Consider the following 23,945-nt stretch of genomic DNA (forward strand, 5'->3'; position numbering starts at 1 on the left):
GGGTTATGTTTGCCCTCAAGCGTGCGCCGATTCCCACCCCAGCATCGCCCGCTTGCGCGTTAATCCCCAGTGATAGCCCGTCAACGCCCCGCTCTTGCCAAGCGCCCGGTGGCACGGCACCACGAAGGAGATCGGATTGGCCCCCACCGCCGCCCCCACCGCCCGCATCGCCGTCGGACGGCCTATGTCGCTGGCGATGTCGCTATAGGTGACCGCCTTGCCAAAGGGGATCTTGAGCAGGCTCTCCCAGACCTGAACCTGGAAGTCGGTACCGATCAGCACCACGCGCAGCGGCTGCTCGGACGTCCAGCGTCCCGGCTCGAAGATGCGTGCCGCGTAAGGAGCCGTTGCCTCGCGGTCCTCGACATAGTCCGCGTTCGGCCAGCGACAGGTCATGTCTTCGAGGCAGGCCGCCTCGCCGCCGATGTCGGCGAAGGCAAGGCCAGCGAGGCCACGGTCGGTCGCCATGACCAGCGCGATGCCGAAAGGCGACGGGTGGAAGCCGTAGCGGATGGTGAGACCGCCGCCGCGCGCTTTCCATTCGCCGGGAGACATGGCCTCATGCGTGACGAAGAGATCGTGCAGCCGGCCGGGGCCTGACAGACCGACCTCGAAGGAGGTCTCCAGCAAGGGCAGCTCCTCCTTGCGCAGCAGCCGCTTGGCATGATCAAGCGTGACCGCCTGCAGGAAGGCCTTGGGTGAAAGGCCGGCCCAACGGGTGAAGGTCTTTTGCAGCTGCGTCGGTGATTGATTGAGACGCATGGCGATCGCTTCCAGCGACGGCTGCTCACGGTAATCCTCGGTGATCAGCTCGATCACCTGGCGGACGGTCTCGTAGTCGGGACCATCGGGCGTGATGTCTTGGTTCAGCTTGACTACCATGTTCATGATCTTTCTCCTTGTCACAAGGAGATAGTCAAGCGGCTTCGTTGAAGCCACCCGATTCTTGCGCCTGAATTAGATGATTATCAGATTCGCTGCTTGACCGTCGCCAGCGCCCGCTTGAACGCCTTGGCAAAGCTTTCGCGGTCATCGGGATTGAGAAAGCCGCCAATATCCGTCGCCCGCCCCTGTCCGTAAATATGCATGGACAGGATGCCGATTTCGTCGTGGCGGCGCACCGAAAAGCGCGTCCAGAACGGATTGAAGTGATGCTCGACCGTGCGCCCCGAGGGCGCGATCTTGCGAACCGCGATATCGGTGCGCGACACGGTCACCATCTCGCGCGCCCTGGCCGAGCGGTAATTCAGCCGGAAGGCGCCGTAGAGGAGCAGAAAATCGAGGCCGAAGAAGAAGCCGATCGGCCAGGCGCCGGTGGCGATGAAGAAGAGGCCGTAGAGCAGGCAAACGCCGCCCGACAGCAGCAGGAGCACCCTGAACCCCTTGCGGCCGAGAGACCGGTGGGGAAAGAGCTCGGCTGAAAATACCGGCTGGTCCAAAACCGCCGGCTGACCAGCGCTGTCGGCGTTGCTTTCCATCATGGCTGCCGAGTATAGATTGTCCATGTCCAGTCCGAAACTCAAATCCTCCGCCACATCGTCGCAGCCCGAAAAACCCGTCGTTCGCCGCAAGAAAAAGGCGAGCGTCCGCTCCGTCTATAGCGAGGCCGAGCGCGAGGAGATCTTCCGCCGCTTCTCCGTGCAGCGGCCGGAGCCGAAGGGCGAGTTGGAGCACTCCAACCCCTTCACGCTTGTCGTCGCCGTGGCGCTCTCGGCGCAGGCGACCGATGCCGGCGTCAACAAGGCGACGCGCGCGCTCTTCAAGGTGGCCGATACGCCCCAGAAGATGCTGGATCTCGGCGAGGAGAAGGTGCGCGACTACATCAAGACGATCGGGCTCTATCGCAACAAGGCGAAGAACGTGATCGCCCTGTCGCGCATGCTGGTCGATGTCTTCGGCGGTGTGGTGCCGCAGACCCGCGACGAGCTGGTGATGCTCCCGGGCGTCGGCCGCAAGACCGCCAATGTCGTGCTCTCCATGGCCTTCGGCCAGGCGACCATGGCGGTCGACACACATATCTTCCGCATCGCCAACCGCATCAAGCTGGCGCCGGGCAAGACGCCCGACGAGGTGGAGGAGCGGCTGATGAAGGTGGTGCCGAAGCACTACCTCTACCACGCCCATCACTGGCTCATCCTGCACGGCCGCTACACCTGCAAGGCCCGCCGCGCCGAATGCGAGCACTGCGTGATCGCCGATCTCTGTCGCTCGCCCGAAAAGAGCTGCGACATCCCGGCGCCGCTCGTCGAGCTACCGCCGCAGGTGATCGGCGAGGCCGTCGACTAGGAAGGATCAGACCCGAACACCGAGTTCCCTACGCGACAGCAGCTTGTGCAGATGCACCATCATGCCCGCGGCAAACAGCGGCGTCAGCAGGTTGACGATCGGGATGGCCAGGAAAGCGGTGATCATGAGACCGGCGAGAAACACCGTCGGCGCATGTTTCTGGCGGAAGAGCCGCGCCTCGGCCGGTGGGCGGAAACGCATGGCGGCGAACTCGAAGAATTCCCGGCCGAGCAGGTAGCCGTTGACCAGGAAGAAGGCGACGAGATTGACGCCGGGGATGAACAGCAGGAACAGCGCCACGATGTTGCCGACGATGACGACGCCGAGGAACTTGATCGAGCTGACTACGGCCGGGCCGAGCGGCATGGCGGTGCCGGGCACGTCGTCGGGATAATCGCGCTTTTCCACGACGTCGGCGACATCGTCGAGAAACAATCCGGCGATCAATGCCGTCACCGGCGACAGCAAAAGTGCCAACCCCAACGCTAGTCCAATCCCTGCCATGATGGCGAAGACGAAGCCCAGCCAGCCTGCCCAATCGGGCATCGCGGGAAAGAAGCTGGCGATCCAGGGAAAGACGAAAGCCATGAAGGCGCTGCGCAGCGCCAGCCACAGGCCGATCAGCGCCAGGATGGTCAGCCCGAGCACTTTCCAGAACACCGACCGCGTTTCCGAGGCAAAGAGATTGGTGATGGAAAGGCGCGCCGCTTCGAGGATCATGGTGACGTCTCCGGTTGTGGCGATGATGTAGGAATCTGATCTTTGAACGGCAAGGCTGAAATTATTTCGCCGGATTGAGGGAATTGTTGTTCGAAAGCCTTTCATAATATATATTTAAATCAGCATCTAAGATTACTTGCAGGGCGCTCCGAATATTTGCGGACGCAAGGATTTGTTTCAAGCAGACAGGAAACATCACCCAAAATCGGGACAGCTGCCGTGGAAGACTTTGTTCAGAAGCTCCGCCAATACGCGAAATCCGGCACGCCCGCCGAACGTCGCATCGCAAAATATTTCACCGAACACTTGAGTGATCTGCCGTTCGAAACCGCAGCCTCGGTGGCCGATCGGCTGGACCTGAGTCCTATGACCGTCGGCCGCTTTCTGCGGGCGCTTGGCTATCAGGGGTTAGACAGCGTAAAAGTCCAGATCCGCGACGTTGCCGGCGTCTCGGCCACGCAGATGCAGGCCTCGATGTCGGAACTGCAGGTCGATGCCGCCGACGGAAAGCCGCTCGCCGTGCTGGTCGCCGAGCAGATCCAGGCGCTGCATCACATTTATCATCTCACCGGACAGCAGCACTGGAGCGACGCGGTGGCGATGATCCGCACGGCAAGCGAGGTGTTCATCGCCACCCATGTCTCGCAGGCAAGCTTCGCCACGCATTTCAGCCAGCGCCTGACGCAGGCGCGTGATGGCGTGCATGCGCTCGACGGCAGCGGAAACCGCTTCGCCGAGCTCTTCGCGCGCGTCAGCGGCGAGGGCGCGCTGCTCGTGATCATCGACAGCCAGCGCTTCAAGAAGGCCCGTCTGCTCGCCCGTATCGCCCGGCGCTACGGATACAAGGTCGTGCTCATCAGCGCGCAAAGCGCCAACTGGGTGCTCGATCAGGCCAATCTCATCCTGCCGCTCCCTCCGACCCGGCCGGGCGAACAGGACAACCTGCCGCCGGTGATCGCGCTTCTCGACTGTCTGTCCTCAGCTGTCGTCAGCGCTGTCGGTGACGAAGCCGTCGCGCGTGCCAGCCGCATGACCGAATTCAGCGTCATGCTCGGCGAAGAGCCCAACCGCTAGCAATCGAAATCTATTCCATTGCCTCGAGCTCGGCGCGATGGCGATACATCGCGAGCAGCCGCCGGTAATCCCGGTCATAAAGCGCGCGCTTGCTTTCATCGGGAACATGCACGTCGCCGCCGGGATACATGGCCGAACCCGCCGTGGCGAGGTCGGCATGCAGACCGCAGGCGACGGAGGCCGCCATCGCGGTGCCGAGAAGCACCGCCTCGTTCATCTTTGGAACCACCACCTTGCAGCCGGTCGCATCCGAATAGAGCTCCATCAGCACAGGGTTCTTCACATGCCCGCCGGCCACATGCAGCGTGTCGGGCGCGTAGCCATATTCCTTCATCCGCTCGAGGATATGACGGATGCCGAGCGCGATCGCCACGCCGGTGCGCCAGTAGAGCGCACAGAGCCCGTCGAACGATGTGTCGAGCGTCAACCCGCTGACTGCGCCGACCGCGTGCGGGTCGGCAAGCGGCGATCGGTTGCCGTGAAAATCGGGCAGCACGAAAATCCGGGCGCCGAAGGCATCGCCCTCTTCCGCACGCAGCTGCGAGATCCGCGACACGATCTTCTGGTGCAACGCCGCCGTCGGCTCGCCGCCTGCCGCATGCATCCGGACGACATGGTCGAGCAAGGCCCCCGTCGCCGACTGCCCGGCCTCGACGAGCCAAGTGCCAGGAAAAACGGCCTCATAATAGGGGCCCCACATGCCGTGGCTCGGGCGCCGCTTGCGCGAGAACGAGACGATGCAGCTCGACGTGCCGGCGATCAGCGCCAGCTGCCGTTCCAGCCGTTCCGGATCATGCGCGTCGCCGCCAAGCGTTCCGAGCGCGCCGGCATAGGCGTCGATCATGCCGGAGGAGACGTGACAGGAAGTGGTCAGCCCCAGCGCCGAGGCGGCCTCCTTCGTCAGCGTGCCGACGCTGCCGCCGACCGCAACGGTGTCGTCGGGCAGCTGCCCGCGCGCCTGCAGGTCGTCGAGGCCGATCTGCTCGAGAAAATCCTTGCGCCAGCCATCCTTGAGGTGAGCGAGATAGTTCCACTTGGACGTCAGCGTGCAGCGCGACCGCGCAAGCGAGCCGGTGGATTTCCACGTCATGAAATCGGCGAGGTCGAAGAGATAGCCGGTATTCGCCCATGTGCCGGGCAGCTTCTTCTTCAGCCACATCAGCTTCGGCATTTCCATCTCGGGTGACATGAAATGCCCGGAATGCTCCAGCACCTCGTGGCCGGTCGCCGTGCAGAAATCCGCTTCCTTCAGCGCCCGGTGATCGAGCCAGACGATGGTGTCGAAACGACGCTCGCCGCCCGTCGACACGCTGATCTGCCCGCCATCGATATCCCGGACCACAAGCGAACAGGTGCCGTCGAAACCGATCGCGCCGACGCTCTCGGGTGCGACGCCCGATTGCTCCATCGCGCGGCGCACGGCGATGCACACCGCCGACCATATATCCTCGGAATCATGCTCGGCGTGGTTTTCGCGGGGCCGGTTCATGATGATCGGATGATCGGCCTTGCCCAGCAGCTGGCCGCGCGCATCGAAGACGCCGGCGCGTGCGCTGCCCGTGCCGATATCAACAGCAACCACATGCTGAGGCATTAAAGGTCGTTCCCGTCCCGCTGATGTTTTTTCATAAGGTGGATCAAATCCGGCATGACGTCAAACGTAGCGTCGGGGGAAAGGCGGTCAAGCTCGTCGCGATAGCCGGCGAAATTGGCATGCGAGCCGCCGGTGAAGGCAAATACGGTCATGCCCGCGGCCTTGGCGGCCTCGATGCCGGCCGGGCTGTCCTCGATCACCACGCAATTGACGGGATCGACCTGCATCTGGCTTGCTGCATGCAGAAAGAGGTCCGGCGCCGGCTTGCCGTTCTTCACCATCGAGGCGCTGAAGATATTGGGCAGCCGGTCGATCAGCCCCGTGACGGTCAGCGACAGACGGATGCGTTCGACCTGGCTGGACGAGGCGACGCAGCAGGGAATATCGAGGGCGTCGATCGTATCCGCGATGCCTGTGATCGGCTTCAGCTCGGTGCGAAAGCGTGCATAGAGATCGGTGCGGATCTGCTCAAGGAAAGCTTCGCCGGGATGGACGTTATATTCCGTCTTCATCGTCTCGATCACGGTCGCGAGGCTGCGTCCGAGAAAGCGGCCATACACCTCGTCCTCGGTGATCGGCACGTTGAGATCGTTCATGGCCTTGACGAGAACGGTGACGGAGATCGGCTCGCTGTCGACGAGGACGCCGTCGCAGTCGAAGATCACAAGCCGTGTTTCAGCATCAGCCATGACACATCCAATCAGGGTTCAAGACATTGCAGGCAGAGGTGGGTGGATAGCGGCGGGGAGCGCCCGCCGCCTGATGCTTATGCCGCGAGCTTGTTGTCGAGGTAAAGCTGCAGCGTCTCGCGCGTGCCCTTTTCCCACAGCGTCTTCAGCGCATGCGCGAAGCGCTTGCGGAAGAGCTCGGACTTGGCGACCTCGCCGAAGATGTCGTCGAAGGCAAGGAACGCCATCGGGTCGTCCTTGGCCTTGATCGCGGCGGCATGCAGCCGGTCGGCGCTGGCATCGTTGAAGACGATATCCTGGCCGGTATCGGTCTTGCCGGCGAAGTAGCGGCACCACAGAGCCGAAACCAGCGACAGGCCGATCACGTCGCGACCCTGGTTCAGGTTGTCGAGCGTCGACGGCAGGATGAACTTCGGCTGGCGGTTGGAGCCGTCCTGCGCCAAGCGCGGGATGGTGTCGGCGATCTTCGGGTTGAGCAGGCGGTGCTCGATCAGCGCGAAATAGTCCGTCAGCGAAGTGTTCGGCACCGGCGGCACGATCGGGATGATCTCGTCCTTCTCGAGCTTGGCGAGGAAGGCGCGGATCAGCGGGTCTTCCATCGAATCATGCACGAAATGGATGTCCATCAGCGCCGCCGGATAGGCGATCGCCGCATGGCCGCCATTCAGGATGCGGATCTTCATGTGCTCGTAGGGCGTGACATCGGGCACGAAGGTGACGCCGACATTCTCCAGCGCCGGACGACCGGCGGTGAACTTGTCTTCCAACACCCACTGCTTGAACTCTTCGCAATAGACGGGCCAGTTGTCCTCGATATCGAAGACGTCCTTGAGCAAGTCGATCTCGCGCTGGCCGGTGGCCGGCGTGATGCGGTCGACCATGGCGTTCGGGAAGGCGACATTGGCCTTGATCCACTCGGCAAAGGCAGGATCCGACAGCGCCGCCGTGCCGACCACCGCGTTGCGGGTGACGACACCATTGTGCGGAATGTTGTCGCACGACATGACGGTGAACGGCACGAGGCCCTTGTCCTTGCGCGCCTTGAGACCGGCGACGATCAGGCCGAAGACGGTCTTCGGATCGGCGGGGTTCTTTCCGTCGGCTGCGATTGCCGGATGATCAGGATTAAACTTGCCGGATGCGTCGATGAAGTAGCCGCCCTCGGTGATCGTCATCGAGACGATGCGGATTTCGGGGTCCGCGAGCTTGGCGATGATGGTCTTGGCGTCGCCCACGGGCAGGATATCGATCATCGGCGCGGTGACGCGCGCCGAGGTCTTGTTGTTGTCCTGCTCGACGACCGTCGTCAGGAAATCCTGGGCGGCGAGCTTGTCGCGCATGGCGGCATCGGACGGCAGAATGCCGGCGCCGATGATCGCCCAGTCGTGTGCCTCGCCCTTGTTGAACAGGTCGTCGAGATAAATTGCCTGGTGGGCGCGGTGGAAGTTGCCGACGCCGAAGTGCACGATGCCCGCCTTCAGCGACGCCCGCTCATAGGCCGGTACAGCGGCTGTCTTAGCCGCGTCGGAAAGCGTTGCCAGCGATAGTTTGCACGTCATGTCTCAGTCCTCTTGAAGGTCTTCAGGGTCTAACGACCCCGGTACTGGCGCGCCGGGCACCTCGTCCGGCACGCGCTCTCTTCCCCACCCCGGATGCCTCGCTCAGATGGCGAGGCCCTGCTCGTTGAACCTGTGAATGCGGGCCTTGTCTGCGGTCAGGTAGACGGTGTCGCCGGCCTTGGCCGGGAAGCTGCCGTCGCCGCGCGCCGTCATCTGGCCAATGCCCTCGACGTTGACATGCAGGAAGGTGTCGGAGCCGAGATGTTCGGCGACCACGACCTTGCCCTTCCACTCGCCGCTCTCCATCGAAAGCTGGATATGTTCGGGGCGCACGCCGAGCGTCTGCGAGCCCTGCGGCACGAAGTTCATCTTCGGCGAACCGATGAAGCCGGCGACGAAGAGGTTGCGCGGCTTGGAATAGAGTTCCATCGGCGAGCCCACCTGCTCGATATTGCCGCGGTTAAGCACCACGATCTTGTCGGCCATGGTCATCGCTTCGACCTGGTCGTGGGTGACGTAGATCATCGTCGTCTTCAGCTGCTGGTGCAGCTCGCTGATCTCGAGGCGCATGTTGACGCGCAGCGCCGCATCGAGGTTGGACAGCGGTTCGTCGAACAGGAAGGCCGAGGGCTGGCGCACGATGGCGCGGCCGATCGCGACACGCTGGCGCTGGCCGCCCGAGAGCGCGCGCGGCTTGCGGTCGAGATAGTCGGTGAGGTTGAGGACGCGGGCTGCGTCCGCCACCTTCTTGTCGATCTCGGGCTTTGCCATGCCCGCCATCTTCAGCGGGAAGGCGATGTTGCTGCGCACGCTCATATGCGGATAGAGCGCGTAGGACTGGAACACCATGGCGAGCCGGCGTTCGGATGGCGCGCTCTCGGTGGCGTCCTTGCCGTCGATGACGATCTTGCCGCCGCTGACATCCTCAAGGCCTGCGATCAGGCGCAGCAGCGTGGACTTGCCGCAGCCCGACGGGCCGACGAAGACGACGAACTCGCCGTCCTTGATTTCGAGATCGATCGAAGGGATGACCTTGGCTTCGCCGAAGACCTTCGAAACTTTCTGAAGGGTAATGCTGCCCATGTTTCTCTCCCTTGTTTCTTATTTCACCGCGCCGAACGTCAGGCCGCGGACGAGTTGTTTCTGGCTGAACCAGCCGAGGATCAGGATCGGGGCGATTGCCATGGTCGATGCTGCCGAAAGCTTGGCGTAGAAAAGTCCTTCCGGGCTGGAATAGGAAGCGATGAACGTCGTCAGCGGCGCAGCCTTGGAAGCCGTGAGGTTGAGCGTCCAGAAGGCTTCGTTCCAGGACAGGATGATGTTGAGAAGAAGCGTCGAGGCGATGCCCGGCACCGCCATCGGCGTCAGCACGTAGATGATTTCCTTGCTGAGCGAAGCGCCATCCATACGCGCCGCCTCAAGGATCTCGCCGGGGATTTCCTTGAAGTAGGTGTAGAGCATCCAGATGATGATCGGCAGGTTGATCAGCATCAGCACCACGACGAGGCCGATGCGGCTGTCGAGCAGGCCGGTGTTGCGGAACAACAGATAGATCGGGATCAACGCGCCGACTGCCGGCATCATCTTGGTCGACAGCATCCACATCAGCACATCCTTGGTGCGCTTGGTCGGCGAGAACGCCATCGCCCAGGCGGACGGAACCGCGATGATCAGGCCGAGCAGCGTCGAGCCGAAGGAGATGATCACCGAGTTCAGGAAGTGGCTGAAGTAATTCGATCGGCTCTGCACCTCCAGATAGTTCTCCGTCGTCCAGTGGAAGAACAGGAACTGCGGCGGCGATGCGATGGCGTCGGCTTCCGACTTGAAGCTGGTGAGAAAGGTCCACAGGATCGGGAAGAAGAGCACGATGCCGATGGTCCAGGCGACCGCCGTGACGATCACCTTGCGCTGGGTTGTGATGCGTCTGGCCATCTCAAGTCTCCAGGTTCTTGCCGACGATGCGGACGAGGAAGATAGCAACGATATTGGCGAGGATGACCGCGATGATACCGCCCGCCGAAGCGCCGCCGATGTCGAACTGCAGGAGTGCCCTGTTATAGACGAGGTAGGTCAGGTTCGTGCTGCTCGTGCCCGGGCCGCCATTGGTGGTGACGAGGATTTCGGCGAATACCGAGAGCAGGAAGATCGTCTCGATCAGGATGACGACGGTGATCGCGCGCGCCATGTGCGGCAGGATGATGTAGACGAACTGCGAGAAGAAGCCCGCGCCATCCATCTCGGCCGCTTCCTTCTGCTCTTCCGACAGCGACTGCAGCGCGGTCAAGAGGATCAGCGTGGCGAAGGGAAGCCACTGCCAGGCGACGATCAGGATGATCGAAAACAGCGGCATGTTGGCGAGCCAATCGACCGGCTGCGCGCCGAACAGGCGCCAGATATAGGCGAACAACCCGTTGACCGGGTTCATGAACATGTTCTTCCACACCAGTGCTGCAACGGTCGGCATGATGAAGAACGGCGCGATCACGAGAATGCGCACGATCCCCTGGCCGAACATCGGCTGGTCGAGCAGAAGCGCCAGCGCGATACCGCCGACGATGGTGATGACGAGGACACTCAAGACCAGCACGAGCGTATTGATCAACGCATCGAAGAAGGCCGGGTCCGTCAGGAAGAATTCGTAATTGAGGAAGCCGAGGAAGCGATTGTCGCTCGGCATCAGGAGATTGTAGTCGATGAACGAGAAGTAGATCGTCATCACGAGCGGGACGATCATCCACGCGAAGAGCAGGAGCACCGAAGGTGCCATCATCATGCGCGCCGCGGAGCGGGTGTGTAACGTTGCCATGGTTCACCGTCTTTTCTGAAAGCGGATGGCTGCAAGGCCTTAGGGACAAAAAGGGCCGCCGATGCAGTTCGGGCAATTCGGCGGCCTAGGGGTGCGGCGTGCAGGCGCACGCCGCATGTCTCGGGAGGCTTACTTAGGGTAACCAGCCTTCGTCATTTCGCGGGTCGTCAGCTGCTGAGCGCTCTGCAGGGCCTGATCGACGGAGATCTGGCCGGCGACAGCTGCCGAGAACTGCTGGCCGACGGCCGTGCCGATGCCCTGGAATTCAGGGATCGCGACGAACTGGCCACCGGTGTAAGGCACCGGCTTGACGGTCGGCTTCTGCGTGTCGGCTGCCTTCATCGCATCAAGCGTCTTGGCGGCGAACGGAGCGGCCTTCTGGTAGTCGGCGTTTTCGTAGAGCGAGGTGCGCGTGCCCGGAGGAACGTTTGCCCAGCCTTCCTTGCTTGCCACCAGATCGCCGTAAGCCTTGTCGGTCGCCCAGGCGACGAACTTCTGCGCGGCTTCAGCCTTGGTAGAGGTCGCCGGGATGGCGAGGTTCCACGACCACAGCCAGTTGCCGTGGTTCTTCATCTCGCCCTTGGTCGGGAACAGGGCGTAACCGACCTTGTCGGCAACCTTCGATTCTTTCGGGTTGGAGACGAACGAAGCGGCGACAGTCGCGTCGATCCACATGCCGCACTTGCCGGTCTGGAAGAGCGCCAGGTTTTCGTTGAAGCCGTTCGAGGATGCACCGGGAGGGCCGGCTTCCTTCATCAGGTTGACGTAGAAGCCAAGCGCTTCCTTCCACTCGGGGCTGTCGAACTGGGGCTTCCAGTTTTCATCGAACCAGCGACCACCGAAGGAGTTGTCGAGCGCGGTGATGAACGCCATATTCTCACCCCAGCCGGCCTTGCCGCGAAGGCACATGCCGTAGACTTCGCCCTTCTTGTCGGTGATCTTCTTCGCCGCATCGGCGATGAAGTCCCAGGTCGGCGCGTCGGGCATCTTCAGACCGGCCTTTTCGAAGAGGTCGGTGCGATACATGATCATCGCGCTTTCGCCGTAGAACGGCACTGCGTAGAGCTTGTTGTCGACGGTCAGCGCGGCGCTGATCGCGGGCAGCAGATCCTTGGCGTCATACTTTTCCCCGAGGTTGTCGAGCGGCAGAAGCCAGCCCTGCTTGGCCCAGATCGGAACTTCGTAGTTGCCGATCGTCAGAACGTCGTACTGGCCGCCCTTGGTCGCGATATCGGTCGTGACCTTCTGGCGCAGAACGTTTTCTTCGAGCGTTACCCACTCGAGATCAATGCCGGGGTTCTTTGCCTTGAAGTCATCCGTGAGCTTCTGCATGCGGACCATGTCGCCGTTGTTGACGGTCGCGATCGTCAGCGTTTCAGCCGAAGCCATGCCCGCGAACGCCAGGACGGAGCAGGCGCCGAGCAGAAAAGTTTTAAATGTCATGATCTTCCTCCCAGAAGATGTTAGCGAGCATTCGCTTTGCTCATGGGCAATTACTCAACCACAAGCGACAAATGTCAAGCTCCAATCGTTGCTGCAGCCGCGAAACGATGAGCTATCCTGCTGATTTAAAACGAAATAAATTTTTGCCCACTAGGTGAGCAAATACTCGGCAACCTCTTCATCGGTGATCAAACCGTTGATCTGATGACCCGTAACAGCCGCCTTGATCGCCTTCATCTTGCGCTTGCCCTTGCCTATCCCGATGACCACGGAGGTCTCGCGCGAGGGGATCGGAGCGGACGCGACGCGCTCGTTGATGGGGTTGTCGAGCAGCTTGCCTTCGCTGTCGAAAATCCAGCCGCAGATCTCGCCGACGGCGCCATTGTCCATCAGTTCCATCATCTCGCCCTTCTCCAGGAAGCCGTCGACGCAGAGCGGTCCGTCGATGCCGAGTTCGCCGATACCGACGAAGGTCACGTCGGCCTGCGCGCTCATGTCGAGCGTCGAGCGCACCAGCTGCTGGGCATGCAATGTCTCGCGCTCTTCGGCAGAGGTGACGAGAACCGGCAGCGGCATCGGAAAGTGCCGCGCCTTGACGGCATCGGCCATGCTGAAGATGACGTTGTAATAGGCCGCTGATCCGTCCGGCGCGATGTTGCCGGTAAGGGAGACGATGCGATGATTGATGCACTCAATGGCCGGCAGCTGATCGACCGCGGCCTTCAGCGTTCGCCCGGTTCCGACGGCGAGAACGATCGGGTCGGTCTTCTTCAGCCAGCGTTCGATCTCGGCCGCCGCCGCCTCGGCGATGCCGACGGTCGCGGCACCCGCACCCGGATCGCTCGGCACGATATCCACCTGCCGCAGTCCGTATTTGTTGCGCACGGCGTTGGCGAGCTCAAGACAGGCGGCGATCGGGTGATCGAGCCGCACCTTGATCAACCGCTCGGCCACGGCAAGCGACACCAGCCGCTGCGCCGATTGTCGCGAAATCCCCATGGACGAGGCGATCTCGTCCTGCGTGCGCCCGGCCACATAATAGAGCCAGCCGGCGCGCGCCGCGTCATCGAGACGACCAGAAGTTTCGGACCTTTTCACCATCGACTATCCATTGCGCCCGACTGCGCCGGCTTTCGCCGGCAAAGCATGTGGTTGAAGCTATGTTCGCGCCAGATCAAAACAAAATTCGGGCAAATGTCGAGTGCATTGAGAAATTGCACAATCTATTTTAGCCTCCCTGCAAGCAGTGGATGGTGCTCAGCCCCGCCATTGCCGCGCCATCTTTGCCCGCGAAGCCTTGCTTGACCTGAGATCGAACGGCACGCTAACTATGTGCCAGAGGGAAAAATCGTGCGAATTCTGCTGGTTGAGGACGACAAGATGATTGGCGAGGCCGTGCGCGATCACGTCGCCGCATCCTTCCATGCCGTCGATTGGGTGAAGAACCTCGCCGATGCGGAAGCCGCCACGGGGCCCGTCGAATATGGATTGGTGCTGCTCGACCTCAATCTTCCCGATGGCAGCGGTGTCGATTTCCTGCGCAAGCTGCGCGGCCGTGACATCCGCACGCCCGTCATCATCCTCACCGCGCGCGACCAGATCTCCGACCGCATCGAGGGGTTGAACGCCGGCGCCGACGACTATCTCGTCAAGCCCTTCAATCTGGGCGAGCTTGAAGCCCGCATCATGGCGGTGGCCCGCCGCTACGACGCCAACCCGCATCCGGTGGTGCAGATCGGCGATATCGAAATCAACCGGCCGCAGCACAAGCTCTCCGTCGACGGTGCCTCCGTCATCCTCACCAGCCGCGAATGGGCGGTCCTAGACCTCCTGACCGCGCGCCCCGGCGCGATCGTGTCCAAGGACCGCATCGAGGAGGCGCTTTACGCCTTCGGCTCGGAAATCGAGAGCAACACGGTTGAGGTCTATGTCAGCCGCCTGCGCAAGAAGATCGGCAAGGATCGCATCCGCACGGCGCGCGGCATCGGCTACACACTCGGATCATAATGAAAAAGCGCGAACCCAGCATCACCCGCCCGCTCATCACCGCGCTGACGACTGTCATGGTCGTCTTCTGGCTCATCGCCATCGGCCTCAGCATCCGCGTGATGCAACATGAGTTCGATGAGATTTTCGACAGTGCGCAGCAGGAAACGACGGAACGGCTGCTGGCGCTGATCCTCGACGACATGGACCAGCGCGGCATCGGCGACCCGCACGGCATCGCCATGTTGAATACCGCCGCCAATCGCGAATATCTGACCTATCAGGTTCGTGATTCATCAGGAAAGGTCGTGCTGCGCTCCAATGACGCGCTTGCCGAACCCTTCCCGGCGCCCCTCGAAACGGGCTTCTACGACACCGCCACTGCGCGTATCTATACCGAGAAGACGTCCGACGGCTCCCTTTTCCTGCAGGTCGCCGACCGCTTCAAGAATCGGCGCGAAGCCGTACGCGAAAGCGCCGTCACTCTGCTCATTCCGCTGATCGCGCTTATCCCCGCCAGCATCTTCGCCATCTGGTTCATCGTCGGCCGAGCGCTGAGGCCGCTGGATTCACTCCGCCAGGATATCGGCACCAAGGACGGCGGCAACCTTGCCGAGGTGGAGAGCGCCGGTCTGCCGAAAGAACTGAAGCCGATCGCGCGCTCCGTCAACCTGCTGCTCGGACGCCTGCGTTCCGCGCTTGAGGCCGAGCGCGAATTTACCGCCAACAGCGCCCATGAGCTCAGAACGCCGATCGCCGGCGCGCTGGCGCAGACGCAGCGCCTTGCCGAGGAACTGCCCCCAGGGCCGACCCAGGCCCGCGCCCATCAGGTCGAGAGCTCGCTGGTCAATCTCGGGCGCCTCGCCGAAAAGCTGCTACAGCTCGCCCGCGCCGAGGCCGGCATCGGCGGCAGCGCCACGGCCACGGACCTTCGCCCGGTGCTCGACATGATCGTCACCGATTATGAACGCGACAGCCGCTCGCAGGGTCGCCTGCGCTACACGGCCGCGCCTGCGACAAAGCTGGTTCGCAACGCCGACATGGACGCCTTCGGCATCATCCTGCGCAACCTCATCGAAAACGCCCTGGTTCACGGCGACCCGGAGCTATCGGTCGATGTCAGCCTTGATGAGAATGGTATCGTCCGTGTCGTCAATGGCGGACCTTTGGTCGCGGAAGGCGATATCGCGACGCTGAAGAAGCGTTTCCGGCGCGGGAATACCAGCGCCTCCGGATCCGGCCTTGGCCTGGCGATCGCCGAGCGCATCGTCTCGCAAATGGGTGGGACGCTCGACCTGATGTCTCCCGCCAGCGGTCAAAACTCAGGTTTCGAAGCCCGCATCACGCTGCCTGCCTGATCAGGGTTTGGGCTTGCAAATCGCACCGAACGGTGCGAGCAGATTCTAACCGTTTGGAACAAGCAGAATACGAATGATCATCTCCTTCGATATCGGCGGCTCGGCGATCAAGGGCGGCGTTGCCCTTTCCGAAACCGAGATCACGCCGCTCGGCCGCCGCAAGACCCCCCTCGATGATTTCGGCGCCTTCGTCGATACGCTGAGAACCTTCATCGCGGAAGCCGGCGGTACGCCGACGCTGCTGTCGATCTCGATCGCCGGTGTCGTCGATCCCGATACGCAGCTGCTCACCTGCGCCAATATTCCCTGCATCCACCAGCGCACGATCGCCGCAGATCTTCAGGCCGAGCTCGGCGTGCCGGTGCTGGTCGCCAACGACGCCGACTGCTTCGCCATGGCCGAAGCCGGCCTCGGCGCCGGTCGCGGCCACCGCATCGTGCTTGGCGTCATCCTCGGCACCGGCGTCGGCGGCGGCGTGATCGCCAATGGCCGGCTGATCAACGAGGCCGGCGGCTTTGCCGGCGAATGGGGCCACGGCCCGATCGTTGCACTGCGCGCCGGCCACCCGCCGGTCGAGATCCCGCATTATGCCTGCGGCTGCGGCCAGAGCGGTTGCGTCGATTCCGTCGGCGGCGCGCGCGGCATGGAACGCCTGCACAAGACCCTCCATGGCCTCGGCTTCACCAGCGAGGAAATCATCGGCCAGTGGCTGGGCGGCGAGGAAAAGGCGACCCGCACGATCGACGTCTACATCGACCTCCTCGCCTCTCCTCTGGCGCTGACCGTCAACATCACCGGCGCCACCATCGTCCCCGTCGCCGGCGGGCTCTCCAATGTGGAGCCGCTGCTGGATGAGCTCGACAAGGCGGTGCGCCAGCGTATCCTCCGCAAATTCGACCGCCCGCTGGTCGTGCGCAGCGAATGCCGCGTCGAGCCGGGGTTGATTGGGGCGGCGCTTTTGGGATTGAAGGCGGAAGCGAAGATGGTGGGGTAGGGGTTTTCACCTCACGCTTGATCTCAAAGCTTCGATTGCTGAGTAGGAAAATGCGCGTAATGGTGGTTCATCTGTAGCCGAAAGTTAATTCTGACACTCTACCATCTTGCCGGTGGAACGTGTTTGGGAGAGGCGCATGACTGCTGATGACTTGAATTCCAGGTTGGTGCGCGACGAGCGGGTGCTATGGCGCGGTGTGCCGGCCCAGGGACTGATGTTTACCAGCCGCGACGCGCTGATGATCCCGTTTAGCGCGGTGTGGCTCTCTTTCGCGGTCTTCTGGCTTGTCATGGTTACGCGGACGGGTGCGCCGGTGTTCTTTTATCTATGGGGCGCAATGTTCGTCGGCATCGGGATTTTCTTTGCCGTTGGCCGCTTTTTCGTCGATGCTTGGCTGCGTAGCCGCACCCTCTATGCCGTGACCGACCAGCGGGTCCTCATTTTGCGGTCCGCCCCTTTTGCGCGCTTTACGTCGATCGAGTTGGATCGTCTGCCGGAACTCAATCTGGTTGGTGACGGCAACACAAAGGGTGATATCCGCTTCGGGCCATCTGTTTCTCTGTTCGGTAATCGGTCGATGGCAGTCTGGATGCCATCCCTCGATCCGACACCACAGCTGCTCGGCCTAGCCAAGCCCAAGGCGGTCTTCGATCTGATCCGCGATGCCGGGCAGAAGGCGCGGGCACGCGCCTAGATGGGCTGCCTGTGATGGAGCCGGCGGATGAGGGCGCCTCACCCGCCGACGCTTCCAATCAATACTTCGACGGAACGTACAACTCCGGCGGCAGGACCTTGCGTTCGTAATCCGGGTTGAACACGCGCTCGGGCAAGGCGATCTCCTCGTGCGGCACGTCCTCATAGGGGAACTGCGACAAGAGATGGTCGATGCAGTTGAGGCGGGCGCGCTTCTTGTCGTTGCCTTCGACGATGTGCCAGGGCGCTTCTGGGATGTTGGTGCGGGCGAAGGTTTCTTCCTTGGCCTTGGTGTAGGCTTCCCAGCGGACGCGCGATTCCAGGTCCATCGGCGACAGCTTCCACTGCTTCAGCGGATCGTGGATGCGCACGAGGAAGCGCAGTTGCTGTTCTTCGTCGGTGATCGAGAACCAGTATTTGACGAGGCGGATGCCGGAGCGGACCAGCATGCGCTCGAATTCGGGCACGTCGTTGAAGAACTGCTCGACCTGATCCTCGTCGGCGAAGCCCATGACGCGTTCGACGCCGGAGCGGTTGTACCAGGAGCGGTCGAAGAGCACGATCTCGCCGCCAGCCGGCAGATGCGGCACGTAGCGCTGGAAGTACCACTGCGACTTTTCGCGGTCCGACGGAGCCGGAAGCGCCACGACGCGGGCGACGCGCGGGTTGAGGCGCTGGGTGATGCGCTTGATGACGCCGCCCTTGCCGGCGGAATCGCGACCTTCGAAGATCACGACCACCTTTTCCTTGTGATAGGTGACCCAATCCTGCAGGCGGATCAGCTCGGACTGCAGCGCGATCAACGAACGGAAATACTCGATGCGCGGCATCGATGGCGGATGCGCCTTGCGGTAGATCTTGCGGATTTCCTCGGACAGCGCCGGCTCGGAGAGCTCGAGCTCGTAGTCTTCATCCAGCGTATCGGCCAGTTCGGCCTCGAGCCAGTCGGTTGAAGGCGTGCCTCTCATGGTGGTCATCTCGATCCCTGTTCAGATTTGTCGCTTCGGACGCTTGCGGAGCTGCCTTGCTTTGCGCCGCATGACGATATCATGAAAGCACGCAGGGCAAGGCCACTCATGGCGCCAAATAAGCAGCGTGTCATGAAGGATATATGACGCTTCGGCCGGACGCGGAGATGCGTGCGCAAAGTGGTCGGCAGGTGAGCGTGCCGCCGGCCTTTCGGATCAGCTCAGCGCGTCGGGGCGGTTGGCCTCTTTGACATGGTCGTCGCTGTGCTTGCTGCGAATGCGACGCACGGTGAGCCAGACGCCGAGGACGACGAAGGGCACGGCGGCGCCGGTCAGCGTCTCCGGCGCGATCTCGACGCCGACGCCATGTAGAAGCTTGGCGAGATAGCCGACGAGGCCGATGACGTAATAGGAGATGGCGGCGACCGACAGGCCTTCGACCGTCTGCTGCAGGCGCAGCTGCAGATGGGCGCGCTTGTCCATCGAGGCCAGGATCTCGGTGTTGAACTTTTCCAGCTCGACATCGATCCAGCTGCGCAGAAGGGCCGTGGCGCGGGCGAGCTTGCGCGACAGGTCGGCCTGCCGCTCCTCGACCGACTGGCAGGTGCGCATGGCGGGCGCCAGGCGGCGCTGCAGGAAGGCGCCGAGCGTTTCGTTGCCGGGGAGCGCCTTTTCGGCCAGCATGGCGACGCGCTCGAGTACGATGTTGTAGTAGGCGCGGCTGGCGCCGAAGCGGTAGAGGCTAAGGGCAGCATTGGCCTCGAGCTCGGCGGCGAGGCGGGTGATCTCCGACAGCGTGGCGTCGGCTTCGGCGCGCGCATGCTGCTTCATGCCCTGCGTGATGGCGGTGAAGCTCGTCTCGATCTGGCGGATCTCGGGCGACAGCGTCTGCGCCAACGGCAGGCCCATCATCGCCAGCGTCCTATAGGTCTCGATGTCGAGCAGGCGCTGGGCGAGCATCCCACGGGCGCCATCCGTCATGCCATGATCGAGCACCAGGAACTTGGTCAAGCCGTCGCCGTCCTGACGGAAATCGGTGATCACGGTCGCCTGGCTATCGGCCACCATACTCTGGCAGAGGCTGGTCGGATCGAAATTGGCGATGACGTCGGCGACATCCTCGCTATCCGGGCGGATCTCGATGCGAACGCCGGAGATGAAGGGGCCGGGTGCCGCAAAGCTGGCGCCGAAAGGATTGACCGGGATCTCGGCGCCGAATTCCGCCGGCGCCGGCGTGTCCCAGAAATAGGTCGAGAATTCCGTGTGGCGCTCCCAGCGCAGCGTGCCGCTGCCCCAGCTCATCGTGTGGTGGCTGGTGTCGGCGGCGGGCGCCGGAACGCCCTGGGCGAGCGAGAGCGCCTTCAGGATCGCCTGATCGGCGGCAAAGTTGGCCTCGGTCAGGAAGGCGACCTGGAAGATGACGCGGGAAACGGGGATCAGCGTATAGGGGCGCGAATGGATTTCGCCGAGCGCGCGGGCCCGGACATCGGCTACGGGAAACGAAAAGCTACGCTTCGACAAATCTTGCCTCCTGACTGTGCCCCCACGGCCAGCTCTTCCCTTGGCTATTATCAAATGGCCCGGCGCGTACGACGTGGCGGTTTGACGCAGAACGATCATGCGCCGGCAATTTGCGTCGTGTCGAGCCGTTTCAGTTCCGTCCGCTGCGCCGAGGTCAGTGCGAAGCCGGCAATGGCCAGCGCGTCACCTTGCCGGCAAGCAGCGCCCACCAGACGATGACCGGCTGCAGGGCGAGGCGCGGCAGATGATACCACCAACCCAAGGCGGCCGCGGTCGAGCCGAGATCGTCGATGGCGTGCTTTATGTTGGCCGGGAACACACAGACGGCATAAAGCGCCAGGCAGATCCCGGCCGAGCGGCGTAACCGTTCAGTCGTCAGGCCGATCGCGCCGGCAATTTCGCACAGGCCGGTGAACGCGATCACCTCGGCCGGGAAGGGAACCCAATCCGGGGTGATCGACAGGAACGCGGCTGGGAAGAGCAGGTGCGCGCAGCCGGCGATCATGTAGAGGCCGGCCAGGATAAATCTGCCGGTTGGGCTTTCCGCGTGGTCGGTGGAGGCATTGTCTGCGGCTTTGGTCATGCAGCGTTTACGCAAATGACCGGCGTCTGGATGATGCGACGTATGTCGCCGATGCGCCCGATGCGTCAGGCGGCGTCGGCGAGCTCGATCAGGGCGCGGGCGGCGCTTTCGTCTGTGATCAGCGTGTTGCAGCCGATCCGCTTGATGGTGGCGCTGATGGCAACCGCCCGGTGGGCGCCGCCGGAGGAGAGCACGATGTGCTTGGCCTTCTTCAGCGTATCGAGATCGACGGACATCACCCGGCTGTTGATCGAATGATCGACCGTGTTGCCGTCCTTGTCGAGGAAATTGAACATGGTGTCGCAGACGCAGCCGGCATCGATCAGCTCCTGCAATTCGCCCTTGGAGATCCATCCCTCCGACAGCGAGGTCGAATGCGGGCCGATATCGCCGCAGCTGACGATGGCGAGATCGAGCGTTTCGGCGAGCCGGTAGATGGTATCGAGACCGCATTTTTCGATGAGGTTGCGCTTGGTCTCGGTGGAATCGACCAGGAGCGGCGCGAGGAACATGTAGCACTCGGCGCCGAGCTGGCTTGCCAGCCGCCAGGTGTAGTCGATCGGGTTGGTCTGATGCACGGCGACGATGCCGCCGAGGAGCGAGACGACCTTGCAATTGTCGCGGCGCGGCGGGCGGAAGCTCGACAGCGAGGCCGTCATGGTGCGGCCCCAGCCGACGCCGATCGTGTAGTTGTCGGGAATGGCTTCGGAGAGAAACTGGCCGAGCGCCAGGCCGACACTCTTGGCCAGCGCATTCGGATCGGAGGTGACGGGTGCGGGCACCACGATCGCCTCGTCCAGGCCGTAGGCGCGTTCCAGCTTCACCGACAGTTCGACGCAATCGCCGATCGAATCGTTGATCCAGATCTGCACCTCGCTGCGCTTCATCGCCTCGTCGAGCAGCCGGATGACGGTCGTGCGGCTGATGCCGAGCTGCTCGGCGACATCTTTTTGCGTCAATCCCTGGTTATAATAGAGCCAGGCAGCGCGCAGTCTGAGCGAGGAGGCTTCCGAATAGGCGGTGTGCGTGCCGCGTTTTAGCTTGACCACATCTCCTCCAAAAGCAAAGGCGCCCTAGATCCTGCTCGAGACAGGGCATGGTTTGTCGCTGCGATAATGACCGGTGTGACACTTATGTCAATTGAAATGCACAAATGTCCTTGACATAATGGCCCTGGAATAGCGATAGTCTTGGCAACTGGTCGTTCCGTCCATTGTAGGAGGCACTGTGCGGGCATATGGCAAATCGCAGCGGTCTTGCGCCGGGGCTCGATTGCCCTTGGACGTCTTCGTTGCGGCAGCCCGAGACGGGAACGATGGGGTACTCGCCGACGTTTATGATGTAAGCCAAACGCGCGGGCACGATTTCACATATAGCGACTTCAAAGACAGTACGGGCAATCCGTAGATCACCTCATTCGCCGGGCCTCAAGTGCTCCGGCTCGCAGCTCAAGTCAAAAGGACACGCGACCATGACATCCAAGCTTGACCAACTCCGCGAGATCACCACCGTCGTCGCCGACACCGGTGACATCGAAGCCGTTGCCCGCCTGAAGCCGGTCGATTGCACGACCAACCCGAGCATCGTTTTGAAGGCACTCGGCACGCCGATGTTCGCCGATGCGATCAAGGAAGCCGTTTCCTGGGGCAAGAAGCAGGGCGGCAATTCCGAAGCCGTTGCTTCCGCCGTTGCCGACCGTCTCGCCGTTTCCGTCGGTGCAGCGCTCTCGAAGCTCGTTCCCGGCCGCGTCTCGACCGAAGTCGACGCCGACCTTTCCTTCGACACCAAGGCATCGGTTGAAAAGGCACACGGGATCATCGCCGGCTACAAGGAACGCGGCATCGAGAAGGATCGCATCCTGATCAAGCTCGCTTCCACCTGGGAAGGCATTCGCGCCGCCGAAATCCTGCAGAAGGAAGGCATCGATTGCAACCTGACGCTCCTGTTCTCGCAGGCACAGGCGATCGCGTGCGCCGACGCCAAGGCGTTCCTCATCTCGCCCTTCGTCGGCCGTATCCTCGACTGGTACAAGAAGTCGACCGGCAAGGACTTCACGCCTGAGGAAGATCCGGGCGTCATCTCCGTTCGCGAGATCTACAACTACTACAAGGCCAACGACATCAAGACGATCGTCATGGGCGCCTCGTTCCGTAGCGCCGGCGAGATCGAAGCACTGGCCGGTTGCGACCGCCTGACGATCGCACCGAACCTGCTCGACGAACTGTCGAACGACCAGGGCAAGCTTGAGCGCAAGCTGTCGCCTGAAGGTGCCAAGCCGATCTCCAAGATCGCAGTCGACGAGAAGACCTTCCGCTGGATGATGAACGAAGACGCCATGGCGACCGAAAAGCTCGCTGAAGGCATCCGCGCCTTCGCCAAGGACCTCGGCACGCTGCGCGCCATGGTCACCAAGGAACTGCAGCTCGCAGCCGCCTAAGGCTTTCGGGTACTTGAATGAGGAAAGGGCGGTGCCGGTGGCGCCGCCCTTTTTCGTTGTGGGCACCACTGTCCCTCATTCCTGTGCTTGTCACAGGAATCCAGCCACGGCGCGTCCGCGCCGTGAATGACCTCTTACGGTGCCTCTGGTAGAAAAGAGTCTTTTCGCCGCGCAGACGCGCGTCGGCTGGATTCCCGCCACAAGGGCGAGAATGAGGGAGAGTGGGGTGGCGCTTGCCGTATCAAAGCAGGCGTAGAGGGGGCGGCGATGGGCGATAGCGCCTCCCGACCTCCGCTACTCCACCGCCCAGATCCGCTTCGCATTCCCCTGATAAAGCTTGTCGCGCTCCTCGGCGCTGCAGCCGGATGTCAGCGCGTGCGTGGCCGCCACCCAGGGCGTCAACCCGCCGCCGAGTGTGCAGACGGGCCAGTCGCTGCCCCAGACGACGCGATCCCAGCCGAAGCTCTCGATCGTGTGCTCGACATAGGGGCGAAGGCTTGCGACCGACCAGCGTTCGAGATCGCCATAGGCGATGACGCCGGAGATCTTGGCGGTAACGTTGGGGCGGCGGGAGAATTCGGTGATGCCGCGATGCCAGACGGCGCTCATGCCTGACTTGATCGGCGGATTGGCGCAGTGGTCGAGGATGAAGCGGACATCGGGGTTGAGGTCGACGAGATCGAGAATGCGTTCGAACTGGTGCGGGAAGACACAGAGATCGAAGGTTAGCCGGGTATCAGCCAGCCGCGCGACGTTCTCGCGAAACAGCGGGCGCTCGGAGGTCTCGTCGGGTGCCACATGCAGCACGCGGCGGAAGCCCTTGACGAAGGGGTCGGCGAGGCATCGTTCGAGATAGACCGGAAAGCCGTCTTCTTCCGGCCGGCAGGCGGCGATGGCGCCGCGCACGAGGCTTTTGGGTTTCTCGGTGATCTCCTTGATGAAGGTCGTTTCCTGTTCGATCGCATCAGCTGATACATCGACTTCCATGTGCAGCACATTGGTGATGCCGCAGCGAAACGCGTCGCGAGCATAGTGCTCGTAGAGGCTGTCGCGGTTCAGTTCCGGCACGTCGGGGAGCCAGGGATAGTGCAGGCGATTGCGGTCGATGACGTGCAGATGTGTGTCGAAGAGCATGCGGTTCCTCCCCCTTCATGCAGGCTTATCTTGCCGTCCTCTTAGTCTTTCGCCGGATTTTTCGATTGCTGACACAGGCCTCCCCCCCGTGTCAGCGTCC

23 protein-coding genes are annotated in these 23,945 nt (G+C 62.4%); 7 read left to right on the forward strand and 16 right to left on the reverse strand.

Annotation, left to right across the window (positions count from 1 at the left end; all coding sequences use genetic code 11):
• Positions 1-15: 15 nt before the first annotated feature.
• Together ACIQUB_RS18285 and ACIQUB_RS18290 are read right to left on the reverse strand one after the other, a co-directional pair.
• Entirely contained in the window at positions 16-888 is an 873-nt protein-coding gene (locus ACIQUB_RS18285; protein WP_402931243.1) for a methylated-DNA--[protein]-cysteine S-methyltransferase, read from the reverse strand.
• 80 nt (positions 889-968) lie between these two features.
• Positions 969-1,481, reverse strand: a complete 513-nt coding sequence (locus ACIQUB_RS18290; protein WP_113239365.1) for a DUF2244 domain-containing protein — start codon at positions 1,479-1,481, stop codon at positions 969-971.
• 22 nt (positions 1,482-1,503) lie between these two features.
• Between ACIQUB_RS18290 and nth the strand changes: the two genes are divergently transcribed.
• The gene (gene nth, locus ACIQUB_RS18295; RefSeq protein ID WP_113239363.1) at positions 1,504-2,286 is read left to right on the forward strand and encodes an endonuclease III; all 783 of its coding nucleotides are present in this window, start codon (positions 1,504-1,506) and stop codon (positions 2,284-2,286) included.
• Between the two features lie 6 nt (positions 2,287-2,292).
• Here nth and ACIQUB_RS18300 read toward each other — a convergent pair whose 3' ends face one another.
• The gene (locus ACIQUB_RS18300; RefSeq protein WP_113239362.1) at positions 2,293-3,006 is read right to left on the reverse strand and encodes a sulfate transporter family protein; all 714 of its coding nucleotides are present in this window, start codon (positions 3,004-3,006) and stop codon (positions 2,293-2,295) included.
• A 219-nt stretch (positions 3,007-3,225) separates the two neighbouring features.
• Between ACIQUB_RS18300 and ACIQUB_RS18305 the strand changes: the two genes are divergently transcribed.
• Positions 3,226-4,080 (forward strand): MurR/RpiR family transcriptional regulator, encoded by an 855-nt coding sequence (locus ACIQUB_RS18305; protein ID WP_113239361.1) that lies wholly within the window; start codon positions 3,226-3,228, stop codon positions 4,078-4,080.
• Positions 4,081-4,090: 10 nt separating this feature from the next.
• Here ACIQUB_RS18305 and ACIQUB_RS18310 read toward each other — a convergent pair whose 3' ends face one another.
• From ACIQUB_RS18310 to ACIQUB_RS18345, 8 genes are all read right to left on the reverse strand, one after another.
• On the reverse strand, positions 4,091-5,674 hold the full coding sequence (locus ACIQUB_RS18310) for an FGGY-family carbohydrate kinase (protein ID WP_113239360.1): 1,584 nt from the start codon (positions 5,672-5,674) through the stop codon (positions 4,091-4,093).
• A complete protein-coding gene (locus ACIQUB_RS18315; RefSeq protein ID WP_113239359.1) occupies positions 5,674-6,363 on the reverse strand; it encodes an HAD family hydrolase in 690 nt (229 codons plus the stop codon). The genes ACIQUB_RS18310 and ACIQUB_RS18315 overlap by 1 nt, the downstream gene beginning before the upstream one ends.
• 77 nt (positions 6,364-6,440) lie before the next feature.
• Positions 6,441-7,922: a mannitol dehydrogenase family protein gene (locus ACIQUB_RS18320; protein WP_018902444.1), complete on the reverse strand. Its 1,482-nt coding sequence runs from the start codon at positions 7,920-7,922 to the stop codon at positions 6,441-6,443.
• Between the two features lie 102 nt (positions 7,923-8,024).
• Complete coding sequence (locus ACIQUB_RS18325; protein WP_047509790.1) at positions 8,025-9,005, reverse strand: ABC transporter ATP-binding protein; 981 nt, start codon at positions 9,003-9,005, stop codon at positions 8,025-8,027.
• 18 nt (positions 9,006-9,023) lie between these two features.
• On the reverse strand, positions 9,024-9,854 hold the full coding sequence (locus ACIQUB_RS18330) for a carbohydrate ABC transporter permease (protein WP_047509791.1): 831 nt from the start codon (positions 9,852-9,854) through the stop codon (positions 9,024-9,026).
• A gap of 1 nt (position 9,855) precedes the next feature.
• Positions 9,856-10,728, reverse strand: a complete 873-nt coding sequence (locus ACIQUB_RS18335) for a carbohydrate ABC transporter permease (protein WP_047509793.1) — start codon at positions 10,726-10,728, stop codon at positions 9,856-9,858.
• A gap of 129 nt (positions 10,729-10,857) precedes the next feature.
• A complete protein-coding gene (locus ACIQUB_RS18340; RefSeq protein ID WP_113239358.1) occupies positions 10,858-12,171 on the reverse strand; it encodes a sugar ABC transporter substrate-binding protein in 1,314 nt (437 codons plus the stop codon).
• A 150-nt stretch (positions 12,172-12,321) separates the two neighbouring features.
• Positions 12,322-13,272 (reverse strand): sugar-binding transcriptional regulator, encoded by a 951-nt coding sequence (locus ACIQUB_RS18345; protein WP_113239357.1) that lies wholly within the window; start codon positions 13,270-13,272, stop codon positions 12,322-12,324.
• Positions 13,273-13,521: 249 nt separating this feature from the next.
• Between ACIQUB_RS18345 and ACIQUB_RS18350 the strand changes: the two genes are divergently transcribed.
• The 4 genes from ACIQUB_RS18350 (at position 13,522) to ACIQUB_RS18365 (ending at position 17,203) form a co-directional block, all read left to right on the forward strand.
• Entirely contained in the window at positions 13,522-14,178 is a 657-nt protein-coding gene (locus ACIQUB_RS18350) for a response regulator (RefSeq protein ID WP_113239356.1), read from the forward strand.
• Complete coding sequence (locus ACIQUB_RS18355; protein WP_113239355.1) at positions 14,178-15,515, forward strand: ATP-binding protein; 1,338 nt, start codon at positions 14,178-14,180, stop codon at positions 15,513-15,515. Before ACIQUB_RS18350 ends, ACIQUB_RS18355 begins: the two co-directional genes overlap by 1 nt.
• Before the next feature lie 73 nt (positions 15,516-15,588).
• On the forward strand, positions 15,589-16,509 hold the full coding sequence (locus tag ACIQUB_RS18360) for an ROK family protein (protein ID WP_113239354.1): 921 nt from the start codon (positions 15,589-15,591) through the stop codon (positions 16,507-16,509).
• Between the two features lie 136 nt (positions 16,510-16,645).
• Positions 16,646-17,203 (forward strand): PH domain-containing protein, encoded by a 558-nt coding sequence (locus ACIQUB_RS18365; protein WP_162737606.1) that lies wholly within the window; start codon positions 16,646-16,648, stop codon positions 17,201-17,203.
• A 58-nt stretch (positions 17,204-17,261) separates the two neighbouring features.
• Here ACIQUB_RS18365 and ppk2 read toward each other — a convergent pair whose 3' ends face one another.
• The 4 genes from ppk2 to ACIQUB_RS18385 all read right to left on the reverse strand — a co-directional run bounded on the left by ppk2 (position 17,262) and on the right by ACIQUB_RS18385 (position 21,323).
• Positions 17,262-18,179: a polyphosphate kinase 2 gene (gene ppk2 / locus ACIQUB_RS18370; RefSeq protein WP_402931250.1), complete on the reverse strand. Its 918-nt coding sequence runs from the start codon at positions 18,177-18,179 to the stop codon at positions 17,262-17,264.
• Positions 18,180-18,386: 207 nt separating this feature from the next.
• Positions 18,387-19,691, reverse strand: a complete 1,305-nt coding sequence (locus tag ACIQUB_RS18375; RefSeq protein ID WP_113200042.1) for a DUF3422 family protein — start codon at positions 19,689-19,691, stop codon at positions 18,387-18,389.
• Between the two features lie 154 nt (positions 19,692-19,845).
• Positions 19,846-20,274 carry a DoxX family protein gene (locus ACIQUB_RS18380; protein ID WP_113239351.1) on the reverse strand — a complete coding sequence of 143 codons (429 nt, stop codon included), beginning with the start codon at positions 20,272-20,274 and terminating at the stop codon, positions 19,846-19,848.
• 65 nt (positions 20,275-20,339) lie between these two features.
• Entirely contained in the window at positions 20,340-21,323 is a 984-nt protein-coding gene (locus tag ACIQUB_RS18385) for a sugar-binding transcriptional regulator (RefSeq protein WP_047509771.1), read from the reverse strand.
• Between the two features lie 422 nt (positions 21,324-21,745).
• On the opposite strand from ACIQUB_RS18385, the gene tal reads away from it, so the two are divergent.
• Positions 21,746-22,711, forward strand: coding sequence for a transaldolase (tal, locus tag ACIQUB_RS18390; RefSeq protein WP_112944196.1), 966 nt, complete (start codon positions 21,746-21,748; stop codon positions 22,709-22,711).
• A gap of 294 nt (positions 22,712-23,005) precedes the next feature.
• On the opposite strand, the gene ACIQUB_RS18395 is transcribed toward tal, so the two are convergent.
• A complete protein-coding gene (locus tag ACIQUB_RS18395; protein WP_113239349.1) occupies positions 23,006-23,845 on the reverse strand; it encodes an amidohydrolase in 840 nt (279 codons plus the stop codon).
• Positions 23,846-23,945 lie beyond the last annotated feature (100 nt).

The sequence above is a fragment of the Rhizobium sp. NPDC090275 genome (genome assembly GCF_044772225.1).
In the GTDB taxonomy this organism is placed as follows: domain Bacteria; phylum Pseudomonadota; class Alphaproteobacteria; order Rhizobiales; family Rhizobiaceae; genus Rhizobium.